The 13,237-nt window shown below is 36.7% G+C and carries 12 protein-coding genes; all 12 read left to right on the forward strand.

Annotated features, from left to right (window positions below; translation table 11 throughout):
- Positions 1 to 15 precede the first annotated feature (15 nt).
- Complete coding sequence (locus tag IZT61_RS14740; RefSeq protein WP_196097772.1) at positions 16 to 2,487, forward strand: SLBB domain-containing protein; 2,472 nt, start codon at positions 16 to 18, stop codon at positions 2,485 to 2,487.
- 180 nt (positions 2,488 to 2,667) lie between these two features.
- Positions 2,668 to 3,750: a GumC domain-containing protein gene (locus IZT61_RS14745; protein ID WP_196097773.1), complete on the forward strand. Its 1,083-nt coding sequence runs from the start codon at positions 2,668 to 2,670 to the stop codon at positions 3,748 to 3,750.
- Complete coding sequence (locus tag IZT61_RS14750) at positions 3,750 to 4,166, forward strand: sugar 3,4-ketoisomerase (RefSeq protein WP_196097774.1); 417 nt, start codon at positions 3,750 to 3,752, stop codon at positions 4,164 to 4,166. The genes IZT61_RS14745 and IZT61_RS14750 overlap by 1 nt, the downstream gene beginning before the upstream one ends.
- The gene (locus IZT61_RS14755) at positions 4,150 to 4,563 is read left to right on the forward strand and encodes a sugar 3,4-ketoisomerase (protein ID WP_196097775.1); all 414 of its coding nucleotides are present in this window, start codon (positions 4,150 to 4,152) and stop codon (positions 4,561 to 4,563) included. Before IZT61_RS14750 ends, IZT61_RS14755 begins: the two co-directional genes overlap by 17 nt.
- Positions 4,553 to 5,104 (forward strand): acyltransferase, encoded by a 552-nt coding sequence (locus IZT61_RS14760; protein ID WP_196097776.1) that lies wholly within the window; start codon positions 4,553 to 4,555, stop codon positions 5,102 to 5,104. The genes IZT61_RS14755 and IZT61_RS14760 overlap by 11 nt, the downstream gene beginning before the upstream one ends.
- Positions 5,101 to 6,204, forward strand: a complete 1,104-nt coding sequence (locus IZT61_RS14765; protein WP_196097778.1) for a DegT/DnrJ/EryC1/StrS family aminotransferase — start codon at positions 5,101 to 5,103, stop codon at positions 6,202 to 6,204. Before IZT61_RS14760 ends, IZT61_RS14765 begins: the two co-directional genes overlap by 4 nt.
- Positions 6,205 to 6,211: 7 nt before the next feature.
- Positions 6,212 to 7,468, forward strand: a complete 1,257-nt coding sequence (locus IZT61_RS14770; protein WP_196097780.1) for an O-antigen translocase — start codon at positions 6,212 to 6,214, stop codon at positions 7,466 to 7,468.
- Positions 7,461 to 8,654: a glycosyltransferase family protein gene (locus IZT61_RS14775; RefSeq protein WP_196097782.1), complete on the forward strand. Its 1,194-nt coding sequence runs from the start codon at positions 7,461 to 7,463 to the stop codon at positions 8,652 to 8,654. The genes IZT61_RS14770 and IZT61_RS14775 overlap by 8 nt, the downstream gene beginning before the upstream one ends.
- A complete protein-coding gene (wecB, locus tag IZT61_RS14780; protein WP_196097784.1) occupies positions 8,639 to 9,754 on the forward strand; it encodes a non-hydrolyzing UDP-N-acetylglucosamine 2-epimerase in 1,116 nt (371 codons plus the stop codon). Before IZT61_RS14775 ends, wecB begins: the two co-directional genes overlap by 16 nt.
- Positions 9,747 to 10,826 (forward strand): glycosyltransferase family protein, encoded by a 1,080-nt coding sequence (locus tag IZT61_RS14785; RefSeq protein ID WP_196097785.1) that lies wholly within the window; start codon positions 9,747 to 9,749, stop codon positions 10,824 to 10,826. Before wecB ends, IZT61_RS14785 begins: the two co-directional genes overlap by 8 nt.
- Before the next feature lie 11 nt (positions 10,827 to 10,837).
- On the forward strand, positions 10,838 to 11,842 hold the full coding sequence (locus IZT61_RS14790; protein ID WP_196097787.1) for a glycosyltransferase family protein: 1,005 nt from the start codon (positions 10,838 to 10,840) through the stop codon (positions 11,840 to 11,842).
- Positions 11,839 to 13,233, forward strand: coding sequence for an O-antigen ligase family protein (locus IZT61_RS14795; protein WP_196097789.1), 1,395 nt, complete (start codon positions 11,839 to 11,841; stop codon positions 13,231 to 13,233). Before IZT61_RS14790 ends, IZT61_RS14795 begins: the two co-directional genes overlap by 4 nt.
- The last annotated feature ends 4 nt before the right edge of the window (positions 13,234 to 13,237 follow it).

Raw genomic sequence — 13,237 nt, forward strand, 5'->3', positions numbered from 1 at the left:
AGCAGTGAGCATCTTATGAAGCAAACATTTAAACTATTAGTCTCCCTTATATTTTTTGTATTTTTTACAATTACTGCGGCGAAAGCCCAGAACTATGCCAATGTTAAGGTAGATGAGCTTTCGGATGCACAAATCTTGCAGATGATTAAAAAGGCCGAATCTATCGGCTATTCTGAAGCGCAAATGGAGCAAATGGCAGCTGCTCAAGGGATGAAAGCCGATGAAATTCAAAAATTGAAATTAAGGGTTGAAAAGGTAAGGAAGCAAGGAACAACTTCGGCGGTTCAGAGCGACTCGAAGCCGGTTTCTACGGGAAGAGAAATAAGTGAAAGTACAGATGGGGGTGAAATTGACAACGAGAAAAAAGAAGCAGATGAAGAAATAGGGCCAAAGATTTTTGGTGCTGAACTTTTTCGGAATGGCAGCATTACCTTTGAGCCAAACCTTCGAATAGCTACACCAAAAGGTTATGTAATCGGTCCAGACGATCGTTTGCTAATTGATTTAAACGGTGACAACGAAGCCAGTTATAACTTGCAAGTTAGCCCTGATGGCGTTATTTTACTTCAATATGTCGGTCGAATTTCTGTAGCCGGTTTAACAATCGAGCAAGCCACTTCAAAAATCAGGTCGGCTTTGTCTTCAACTTATCCTTCTTTGAGATCGGGCCGAACCACTGTTGCCGTGAATTTAGGGAATATCAGGAGTATAAAAATCATCATGACCGGGCAGGTTGTTAAACCCGGAACCTATACTTTATCATCTTTATCTACAGTTTACAATGCGTTATATGCCTCAGGAGGCCCCGCCCAAAATGGGTCTTTCCGAAATATTCAATTAATCAGGAACAATAAGGTTGTAGCAAACATCGACGTTTACGACTTTTTATTAAAAGGGATTCAGCAGGGTAATATTCGCCTACAAGATCAGGATGTAATCAACGTGCCTGTTTATGAAAAGCGGGTAGAGATTACTGGCGAGGTAAAGCGTTCTGCCTTATTTGAGGTAGCGAAGAACGAAAGCTTACAAGATGTGATTAATTTTGCAGGTGGGTTTACCACGCAAGCTTATACCGCAAAAATTAAGGCTTTTCAAAATACCGCTATCGACCGTAAGATTGCCGATATATCTTCATCGGAATTTACCACCTACTCTCCAAAAAACGGCGACAAATATGTGGTTGAAGCAATATTAGATCGTTTTGCAAATCGTGTTGAAATTATTGGGGCGGTGTTTAGACCAGGTGTTTATGAACTAGACAAAGGCTTAACACTTAGAGGTTTGATTAATAAATCTGATGGTTTAACTGAAGACGCATTTTTGAACCGTGGTTATATCAACAGGTTAAATCCAGATAACACCCAGTCTTTAATTTCATTTGATGTGGCAAAGGTAATTGCCGGCACACAAGCAGATATCCCTTTACAACGCGAAGATAAGGTGACCATTTCGTCTTTATTCGATTTGAGAGATGAATATAAAGTGACTATTCAGGGAGAAGTGAGAGCGCCAGGCACCTTTGATTATGCCGATAATATGACCTTAGAGTCAATGATTCAATTGGCGGGAGGCTTCAAAGAAGGTGCAACACCTAACCGAATCGAAATTTCACGCAGGGTAAAAAACAGTGATGCAAGGTCTGCATCTGCTCGCACGGCCGAAGTGTTTGTCGTGAATGTAGATCGCAATTTAAATTTAAGTGATAATGCCTTCATTCTACAGCCTTTCGATATCGTGGCTGTTCGAAATGCTGAGGGTTATACCGTTCAGAAGCAGGTTAAGCTAGAGGGAGAAGTATTGTATCCGGGTACCTATACCATCAGCCAAAAAGACGAAAGAATTTCTCAGTTGATTAAAAGAGCGGGGGGACTTACCCCTTCGGCATATCCAGATGGAGCATCTTTAAAAAGGGCTGGGGCAGAGAAGGTAAATCCTGAAGACAAAAATGCCATCAACAATAAAGAAGAGGAAGATAAGAAATACTTAAACTTAAAACGAGCTCAGGAAGTAGGCGTAAAAGACACTGTTAAGGCAGAGGTAGAACAAAAGCTGATTGAAAGTGATCTCGTGGGTATAAACCTAGTGGCGATATTAAAGGATACGCTCTCTAAATTTGATTTGATTGTAGAAGATGGTGATGTAATCCGTATTCCGAGAACTTTACAAACGGTGAAAGTTACTGGAGAAGTGTTAAATCCGAACAGTATCGTTTACCTTCCGGGAAAAAGCTTGAAGCAGTATATTAGTGGTGCTGGAGGTTATACAGACAATGCTCGTAAAAACGGAACCTATATTAAGTATGCAAACGGATCGGCTGCAGCGGTAAGTAAATTTTTATTTTTTAACAATTACCCGGTGGTAAAACCCGGCGCAGAAATTTTAGTGCCTAAGCGGGCAGAAAGAGAGCGGATGACCGCTCAAAGCTGGATAGGAATTGGAACAGCAGTTGCTTCATTAGGTGCAATAATTGTAAGTTTACTAAGATAAATCAACTCCTCTCATTATTTACAAGGAGGAGTTGTGCCAAAGGCATCCCTTTGGGAGGGTGGTTATAAAATGTCATCCTGAGCGTAGTCGAAGGACTAATAAAATAATTAAAGTTAAGTGTCTCGATACTTTGCCAAAGGCATCCCGTTGGGAGATACTAAATACTCGATACTAGTAAAAATGACAACAGAAAGTCAACAATATAATCAAAAAGATGAAATTACATTGAAGGAACTCCTTCTTAAAATTCAAGAATGGTGGCGGTATTTGCTATCTCGCTGGCTATTGATTTTTACCTTTGGACTGATAGGAGGTATTTTAGGATTCGTGTATGCTTATTTTCAAAAACCAGTTTTTATCGCCACTACGACTTTTGTATTGGAGAGTAATGAGGGTTCAGGGGGAGGGCTCGGTCAATATGCTGGATTAGCCTCGATGGTGGGAATAGATTTAAATGGAGGAAGCGGCGGTATTTTTCAAGGAGACAATATACTGGAGTTGTACAAATCACGTAAAATGATCCAAAAGACATTATTGACTCCAATAAAAAGTAATTCCAACGAGTTACTGTTCAACCGATATATTCAAGTCAACAAGTTAAAAGAGGGTTGGTCAAAACAACCGGAGTTAATGAATTTAAAGTTTGAGGCTGAAGATTCATTATTTATCTCGAAATCAAGGTTGCGTGACAGCATATTGGGTAAGGCGGTAGAAGACATCATAGCGAATTATTTGACAGTGACCAAACCTGACAAAAAGCTTAGCATCATCAAGGTGGATGTTAAAGCTAAGGACGAAGTCTTTGCCAAAGTTTTTAATGACGAGTTAGTAAAAAATGTCAATGACTTTTATTTACAGACGAAAATCAAAAAGTCATTGGATAATATTGAAATTCTTGAGGCGAAGGCTGACTCTGTTAGAAAGGTAATGAACGGTGCAATTTACGACGTAGCAGCAATTGGAGATGCTACTCCCAACCTCAACCCTACCAGACAAACTCAGAGAGTGGTTCCTGCACAGCGAGCACAGTTTTCTGCGGAAACAAATAAATCTATTCTCAGTTCTTTGATCCAGAATTTAGAAGTGACTAAGATGAGTTTGTTGAAAGAAACGCCACTTATTCAAGTAATTGACCAACCAATTTATCCAGTCAAAAAAGAAATTTTTGGAAAAAGTAAGGGGGCAGTTATCGGCTGCGTTTTATTTGGATTTGTGTGCATCTTAATTTTAGCAATTAGGAAGGCTTTAATAAACTTAGGGTGATGATAAAAAAAATTGACGAAATAAAGATAGTAAAATTGCCCAAGATTTTGGATGACAGAGGAAATCTGTCTTTTCTTGAGGAATACAAACATGTCCCTTTCGAGATTAAACGAACTTATTGGATTTATGATGTTCCCGGAGGGGAATCGCGTGGGGGGCATAGCTACAGAATTAACGAGGAATTAATTATTGCGTTGTCTGGAAGTTTTGATGTCATTCTCACTGATGGTTACGAAGTGAAAAGGGTTTCCTTAAATCGATCATATTTTGGCTTATATGTGCCTAACGGCATATGGCGACACATGGAGAATTTCTCCACCAATTCTTTAGCATTTATTGCTGCCTCGACAGAATTTGATGAAGCTGATTACGAGCGAGATTTAGATAAATTCAAAAATAATGGTAAGTATATATAATTGTAATGTTATCGAATTGAAAAAGATTCATAATAGAGCGGGTAATATCACTCCTGTTTCCGGCCTTTCCGATATACCTTTCGCAATTAAACGAGTTTATTATTTATACGATGTGCCTGGAGGTGAGGTTCGCGGAGGACATGCGCATTATGAACTGCAACAACTTATCGTAGCTGCAAGTGGAAGTTTTGATGTATTATTAGATGATGGTAAAAACAAAAAAATTATGACGTTGAATAGACCGAATTTTGGTTTGCTAGTAACTCCTGGCATATGGAGAGATTTGTTGAATTTTTCATCAGGGGCCGTTCTGCTTGTGCTGGCATCTTTACCATATGATGAAACAGACTATATTCGAGATTATCAGAAATTTATTGATTATAAGAATGAAAGCTAAAATACATATTCTAGCAGACGTACAATCTGAAACAATCGGCAATGGTACATCTATATGGCAATACTGCGTCATACTAAAAGGAGCAAAAATTGGGAATAATTGCAATATCAATTGTAATGTATTTATTGAAAATGATGTTTTAATTGGGGATGATGTTACAATAAAACCAGGAGTTCAGGTCTGGGATGGTGTTACTATTGGTAATAAGGTAATGATTGGTCCAAACGTTACCTTCACGAATGACAGAATACCTATTTCAAAAAATAAGGAGTACAAAAATGAAAAAACTGTAATTAATGAATCTGTTTCAATAGGCGCAAATTCTACAATTTTGTGTGGTATTGAAATAGGTACTAAAACATTAATTGGGGCCGGTAGTGTTCTTACAAAGAATACATTGCCATACACCGTTTGGTATGGTAATCCAGCATTACATCAAGGTTATATTACTGAAGACTCATGTTTGTTAAGTTTAGATTTAATTGATAGAAAAACAGGTGAGGAATATTGTTTAGAAGGATTTAAACCAGTGAAAAAATGATTAAATTTTTAGATTTACAGAAGGTCAACGCTCAATACACTCAGGAACTCAAGCAAGTAGCGTCAAAAGTTATTGATAGTGGATGGTACTTACTGGGAGAACAGCTACAGCGATTTGAAAAACAATATTCTCAATATGTTGGTTCTAAATACACTATTGGCGTGGCCAATGGGTTAGATGCGCTGATTTTAATTATTCGCGGCTACAAGGAATTAGGTGTATTTAAAGAGGGGGATGAAATTCTTGTTCCTTCTAACACCTATATAGCCAGCATTTTAGCCATATCAGCTAATGGTTTAGTACCGATTTTAGTCGAGCCAGAGCTAGAATCATATAACATCGATCCAGACCTAATAGAGGCGCACGTCAACGAAAGAACTGTGGCTATACTTCCGGTGCATCTATATGGACAGCTATGTGATATGGAGCGTATTAATTCAATCGCAAGCAAGTATAGTCTAAAAGTCATTGAAGATTGCGCACAGGCTCACGGTGGGATCTACAAAAATGGTTTAAAAGCTGGTAATCTTGCAGATGCTGGAGGGCATAGTTTTTATCCTGGAAAGAACCTAGGTGCGCTAGCCGACGGTGGAGCCATCACGACAAGTAATGAAGAGTTATACAAAACGCTAATTGCACTTAGAAATTATGGTTCCCATATAAAGTATCAGAATATTTATAAAGGGATGAATAGTCGGCTAGATGAAATGAACGCAGCTTTCTTATCTGTCAAATTGCAACATTTAGATGTAATAATCCAGAAAAGACGTATAATAGCTCAAAGATATTTGCACGAAATAAGGAATCAAAAAATTGCACTTCCCCATGTTCAAAATACCGAAGCACATGTCTGGCACCTTTTTGTTATCAGAACAGATGAAAGGGAGAAATTGCAAAAACATTTAGCTGATTGCGGTGTTCAAACTTTAATTCATTATCCGATTCCTCCTCACAGGCAAGATGCATACGTAGAATTGAGCGGGCTATCATTTCCAATTTCCGAGAAAATACACGCGGAAGTGCTTAGTTTACCTATTTCTGAAGTAATGACGCTAGATGAGGTAAGCTCCGTTATTCAGGCTGTTAACTCCTACAACTAGCTAAGTTTTGAAATTACTAAAGACGTCTTTTTTATCTGCAATTATAACATTTTTAAGGCTGGCTGCAGGTTTCGTTTCGGTCAAGGTTGTTGCAGTTATTACTGGCCCGGCTGGCGTTGCTTTAATTGGCGCTTTCAGTAATTTTTTGAGTGTAGTACTAACTTTTGCTAATGGAGCAATAAATAATGGTGTGGTAAAATATACCGCTGAGTATGACCAAAACGATCGAAAACTAAGAACGCTATTAAGCACTGCTCTCAAGATATCCATGGGATGTTCGATACTTGTTGGTTTTTTTCTGATCGTTAGCGCACCTCTCATATCCAAGTTAATTTTCACAAACACAATGTTCGTAAATGTCGTGCGCGTACTTGGAGTTACAATTATTTTTTACTCACTTAACTCACTATTAATTTCCATTCTAAATGGCAAGGGGCATATTAAAGACTTTACAATTGTAAATGCGGTAGGAAGTGTAATAGGGCTAGTATTTACAGTCGTTTTAGTGCATAAATACAAGATAGTTGGTGCCTTATACTCTCTTGTTTTGGCCCAGACCCTGGTGTTTTTTATCACTTTGCTTCTGGTTTCAAGGAATGAGTGGTTCAGTTGGGCTATATTTCGAGCCAAGTTTAACAGAATTGCTGCACTTAAATTAAGCCATTTTAGCTTAATGGCATTTGTGACTGCAGTTACTGTGCCCACATCTCAAATCATCTTACGGAATATGCTCATAAATAAGTTTGATATAGATCAGGCTGGCTATTGGCAGAGTGTGGTTAGGATTTCGGATGCGTATTTAATGATAATTACGACCTCGTTGGCAACTTACTACCTTCCAAAATTATCTTCTTTAAAGAAAGAACGAGATATACATGCTGAAATTTTAAATGGATTTAAAATGATTTTGCCAGTCGTTGCTATTGGATGTATTACAGTATACATATTGCGATTTTTCATTATAGAATTGTTATACACAAAGGAATTTATGCAAATGGAAGTCTTATTTCTTTGGCAGTTAGTTGGCGATTTCTTGAAAATTACAGCTTGGCTTTTAGCTTACGTAATGCTCGCAAAAGCCATGACAAAGGCTTATGTAATTTCAGAAGTTATTTTCAGTGCTCTATATTTAATTCTGAGTTATATCTTTATCAGTCGATATGGATTGATTGGTGTTACTTATGCATTTGCTGCGAACTATGCTGTATACTTAATGGTGATGATAATTATTTTCAGAAAATTGTTATTCTTGAAGAATGGGTAAAATAGAGTCAATTACATTCTTCTATCCAAGTACAATTGTTGGCGGAGCAGAATTTTTATTTATAAGATTGGCTGAAAACATTTGCCAAAGGTTTAATGTAAGGATCTATTATGTGGATTTTGAAGACGGTTTCGCAAGGAAAACTCTGAGAAACAATCATAAAATTTCTTTCATCGATTTTTTTAGATTTAAAAGGCATTATATTCCGGCAAATACGCTAGTTGTAACTCCGCTGTCCTCAATAATTGATTTATTAAAGTTCGATAAATGCGAAGGTGATTTCAAGGTCCTATTTTGGTCTATCCATCCGTTTGCTTTGAACAATGTAATGAAACATTATCTAAATGGTAAACTAAATAAAATTATTTTTACGGAGGATTTAAATGAGTTCATTGCTTTGGGGGGAATTAAGTTTATGGATGGGCCAAACTATTCGATTCAGCGAAACATCTTCCAATTTTCCGGCGAACCGAGCTATTTGCCTATTCCAGTTCGTATTGCTGAGAAGAGTAATGCTTACAGAACCAGTGCAAACATTAGGATAACTTGGCTTGGGCGATTATCAGAGGATAAGATTTTCGCATTATTAAATGTATTGAACCACGCAAATACTTTCGCATCTACGTCCTCAAGAAGTGTTTATGTAAACATTATTGGAGAAGGTGAAGCCGCAAATCTTCTGTTGATGGAAAGCTATCCTAACTTAAATATTGTCAGACATGGTAGCTTGATTTCAACAGAACTTTATGAGGTGCTAACAAACGACACAGACGTGCTTTTTGCTATGGGGACTTCAGCGCTTGAAGGCGGAGCACTCGCAATTCCAACAGTTCTGGTTGATATGTCGTATTCTGAAATTCCAGACTCAAACCGATTTAGATGGCTCTATGAAACTATTGATTTCTCATTGGCAGATGAATATACCCCTGAACAATCAGATCGGCATTTGTTTGATCAATTGATGAATGAGGTTAGTTTAAGACATGATATTCACGCTACGAGATGTCATACATATGTTTCCACTTATCACAGTATGGACGCTGTTGGCTCAAGTTTAATGGATGCCTTAGAGAAAACGGATTTGACAATTAGCAGGTTAAAAAAATCCAGTTTTTCTCAGTTCGGAAAGTTAAATTTGCTTTCGGTCGTTAAATCATATATAATATTTCTATGCAAAAAATTTTAATCGTATTCGGAACTAGGCCTGAGGCCATAAAGATGGCACCTTTGGTAAAGGCTTTTTTGCAGTCTGCCGATAATTTCGTGACCAAAGTGTGCGTAACCGCCCAGCATAGAGAGATGCTTGATCAGGTTATTGATTTTTTCGAAATAATACCTGATTACGATTTGAATTTAATGAAGCCTTCTCAGAATCTTTATCAACTTACTGCAGACGTATTGACAGGATTAAAGACTGTGTTTGAGGATTTTCAACCTGACTACGTTTTTGTGCATGGGGATACTACGACGTCAACTGCCGCAGCGATGGGTGCATTCTATAATCAATCACGTGTATGTCATGTAGAAGCTGGTTTAAGAACTTTCGATAAATGGTCCCCTTTTCCGGAAGAAATGAATAGGCAGATCACAGGTAGACTGGCAGATTTACACTTTGCCCCAACATTGAAATCAAAACAAAATCTAATGCGAGAGGGGGTTTCCGAAGCTAAGATCATCGTTGTTGGAAATACCGTTATTGATGGTCTAAATTGGGCTGTAGAAAAACTTAAAAGCTATGAAAACCGCCAAATTCGAGAGCTCAAAGATATTGTGGGTGATAAGAAAATTATTTTAGTAACCGGTCATAGAAGAGAAAATTTCGGACAAGGGTTTATTGAAATATGTAATGCAATCAAGGAAATTTCCAAGAGGGATGATGTACAGCTAATATACCCTGTGCACTTAAATCCCAATGTGCAAACTCCAGTTTATAATATCTTGAGTGGCTGTGATAATGTTAATTTAATTGAGCCTTTAAGTTATCCCAGCTTCGTATGGTTAATGTCTAAAAGTCATATAATACTTACGGACAGCGGTGGTATTCAGGAGGAGGCACCGAGTCTTGGCAAACCGGTACTGGTGATGAGAGAAAATACAGAGCGTCCTGAAGCTGTGGAGGCGGGCACCGCAAAATTAGTTGGCACTAGCAAAGAGAAAATTGTAAAAGAAGTGACTTTGTTGTTAGATGATTCTGCTATTTTTAAGGCAATGAGCGAAGCTAATAACCCTTATGGAGATGGTACAGCTGCTAACCAAATTCTAAAAGCAATAAAGAACTATGGCTGAAAAACTTATCATAATTGCGCCTTACCCCAGAGAGAATAATATTAAAGATGGGATGCAAATACGAGTAAGTGCTATTGATAAGTTGTTGGCGAGTTTTCCCAGAAAATACGTTAACATATCTATTAGACATAAACATCGAATTAAATCGCGACATAGCGATCTGGTTACGGAAATACATCTGAATCCAATTTTGCATTTCTTTGATATTTTGAGATTGATAAAAGGAGCAGAAAATATTTACGCCCATTCCTTATATGCATTTAAATTGATACCATATGCACTTTTATTAATATCGAAGACGAACAAAAATTTAATTTTGGATGCGCATGGAGTTGTTCCAGAAGAATTCTACTTCGAAAATAAGAAGCTTATGGGAAGCTATCTCAGCTTTTTAGAAGCACAAATATTTAAAAGGGTTAATCACTGCATAAGTGTTTCAAATAAGATGGCTGCCCATTTTGCAAATAAATACAAAAAAGGAGATATTGATTGGCATGATCACATATTTTATATACATAACTCCAACCTGAAAGAAACTAATGCAGAGGTTTGTGATAAATTAAGAGCTAAATATGGAATAGATGAGAGATCGTGTGTGTTAATTTATAGCGGAAATCTACAAAAGTGGCAGAACATAGACATGATGCTCGCCAAACTCTCTAAAATTATAAATTCATCAATAAAGATAATAGTGCTGACAGGGGAAATGGAAAAATTTCAGTCCCTAATAGCCAAATACAATCTTTCCGAATCCATATGCTTAGCATCTGTATCACCCAGTGAACTTAGTGATTACTATGCAATCAGCCATTACGGATTTATTTTAAGAGACGATATCATTGTAAACAGGGTAGCCAATCCAACTAAAATGCTTGAATATTTAACGTTTGGACTGGTTCCGATTGTTATTTCCCCTGAGATTGGAGATTATAACGCTTTGGGCTATGACTATCTAAAAATTAACGAACTAGATGGAAGTATCAGAAAAATAAAAAGCATCAATAATATGCAAATTGCAAACTCTATTATTGAAGTTAACCAGACATTCAAGCTACACAAGTTAATAATATAGGAGAGACTGGAGTGGATGATAAGCTGATATTGCGTATTGTAATAGTCAATTTCAACGGAGATAATGATACAATAGCTTGTATCGATTCAATTCTGGAATCGACAGATAAATTATATCAAATTTTTATTGTTGATAATTCTCCATCAGGAGAATCTATTGATCGAATAGTTCATTGGTTACAAGAGGTAAACAGCAGAAAGACGAACTATCACAACTCAGTTTTTGGAGAAACACTTTACAAAATATTCTCGAAATATGACTTTGAATTAATTAATGATGAAATTGAAACTCGCATTGTAATTGTAAAAGATGTTAAAAACCATGGCTTTGCTGCTGCTAATAATATTTGCATAAAATATCTATCTAGAGTTCAGTCAGTTAAATGGATCTGGTTGTTAAATAATGACACATTGGTACCCCCTTCAACTATACGAACTATAAAGGAAGGTATCGCGCAATCAAGAGCTAACACTGGCATATATGGTACGAAACTTTATTATGCGCATGAAAAGGGAATGTTACAAGGGGTGGCGGGCCAGTACAATTTCTGGACAGCAACATCGAAGCACCTTGGCGGTAGGCAGGCAGACTATAACTATAGCTATGAGAAGTTCATCCGGGAGGCTGATTATATAATCGGAGCATCTATGATAGTTAGCAAGGCATTTGTGAATGATGTCGGTTTTATGAATGAGGAATATTTTCTTTATTACGAAGAAATAGACTGGGCATTTAGAGGCAAAAATAAGGGGTGGCAAATAGATTTGATTCCAAGTGCATATATTTATCATAAAGAAGGAGCTAGTATCTCTAAGACAGCAAATAATATTTCTCTTCTAGCAGATAAGTGTTTTGTGGTCAATAGGCTTAAAATAACAAAAAAATATGCGCCCAACTATCTATTGAGTGTATATGCATCAATATTGCTTGTGTTGGTAAATAGGATATTGCGTGGCCAATTCAGTCATATACTGCCGATTGTTAGAGCATTAGTATTAAATAATCCGTTGTTATGATAGGCCGATTAGATTCAATTAACACTACGGATATTATTTACAAGGTAATTGCATTAATATTTATATTTATATTCTATCAACAGGTTCTTGTTATTAATATTGGAGGAAGCTTTAAAATTTATGAGTTTTTAGGATTGATTTTATTGGGTATATTTATGCTTACAGATACAAAAACTATCTATAGTAAGTATTCTTTGTTGCTGTTTATATGTTTTGTAATAGCTCCCATACCTGGAAACCTGCTCAATTTTTTTAATCCCATTAAATTGAATTACAGCAACCATTTTCCAGAGGCAGCGTCCAAGTTTAGATTTAACATTTGGATTGCGCCAGTTCTAATTTATTTATACTATTTATTGAATTGGATAGTTATCAATTACATAATTGGGTCAAAAATAGTTTTTCAAAAGCATAAAAAGCTTGTGAAATACTTCGTTATATCTGGGTCATTAATTTCTGCATATTCATTTTATGGATATTTTTTGGTTCCAAAAGGTTTGCCAGATCTTGTGCCAGGATTTTTAGATTATAGGAACTCCACGCCCTTGAGTGTACACCGACCTGCGGGATTTTCTGCTGAGCCCGGCAGCTATGTCTTAATGGTAATGTGGCTACTATTATATTTAATTTTCATACCGGATCTGTTTAAAACTAAATATTTACAGAACATTTTGCTCTTTTGCACGTTGATTTTGCTTATTTTAACACAATCGACGTCGCTTATTGCGATCGCTCTTGCAATGTTTGTGTTTTACTTTTTCTTAAACGGATGGAAGAGTAGGTTTAACATTGCCTTACTCATCTTACTAGCGGCCTTTGCATTTGGATCAGTAGTAGCCTATTTCGAGATTGGGGACTTAGTAGAGTACATTTTTATACAAAAAGTAGAAAATTTTTTTTCAAAAAGAGATTATGTAACTTTTAATGACTCTGGAGCTATAAGAAGCTATACGAATTATATCGGATTAAAAGTCTTTAAAGCTAATCCAATATTTGGTGTCGGAGGAGGTAATTCTTACTTTTACATGTGGGCGTTTGAAAATGGAAATGAAACGGGGGTAATAACTTACGACATGCTTCCTCAAAGTGCTCATGGTAAAATCCTGGCGGAACTTGGCCTTTTTGGATATATCCCTTTTTTAACCTTTTTTTTGTTTGCAATATTTAAGTTCTACCAAAAAATCACAACTAAGTGCCGGGGATTTAAAGACAAGTATTTTGTGGGTACCTATAAGGTCGGCTTCATAGGAACGCTCGCTACACTGGGAATGCTATTATCGATTGCACCCGAATATAATTTATTTATCTGGGTAAATATTGCATTAATGTTAAACATTGTTCATCATGAAAAGAAAATAAATGGTCATACAGCGAATACTATCGAATCGTAAATTT

The organism is Pedobacter endophyticus (assembly GCF_015679185.1).
Lineage (GTDB): Bacteria > Bacteroidota > Bacteroidia > Sphingobacteriales > Sphingobacteriaceae > Pedobacter > Pedobacter endophyticus.

Coding starts and splice junctions, on each gene's coding strand:
- IZT61_RS14740 (WP_196097772.1), top strand. CDS start 16: ATGAAGCAAACATTTAAACTATTAGTCTCCCTTATATTTTTTGTATTT.
- IZT61_RS14745 (WP_196097773.1), top strand. CDS start 2,668: ATGACAACAGAAAGTCAACAATATAATCAAAAAGATGAAATTACATTG.
- IZT61_RS14750 (WP_196097774.1), top strand. CDS start 3,750: ATGATAAAAAAAATTGACGAAATAAAGATAGTAAAATTGCCCAAGATT.
- IZT61_RS14755 (WP_196097775.1), top strand. CDS start 4,150: ATGGTAAGTATATATAATTGTAATGTTATCGAATTGAAAAAGATTCAT.
- IZT61_RS14760 (WP_196097776.1), top strand. CDS start 4,553: ATGAAAGCTAAAATACATATTCTAGCAGACGTACAATCTGAAACAATC.
- IZT61_RS14765 (WP_196097778.1), top strand. CDS start 5,101: ATGATTAAATTTTTAGATTTACAGAAGGTCAACGCTCAATACACTCAG.
- IZT61_RS14775 (WP_196097782.1), top strand. CDS start 7,461: ATGGGTAAAATAGAGTCAATTACATTCTTCTATCCAAGTACAATTGTT.
- wecB (WP_196097784.1), top strand. CDS start 8,639: ATGCAAAAAATTTTAATCGTATTCGGAACTAGGCCTGAGGCCATAAAG.
- IZT61_RS14785 (WP_196097785.1), top strand. CDS start 9,747: ATGGCTGAAAAACTTATCATAATTGCGCCTTACCCCAGAGAGAATAAT.
- IZT61_RS14795 (WP_196097789.1), top strand. CDS start 11,839: ATGATAGGCCGATTAGATTCAATTAACACTACGGATATTATTTACAAG.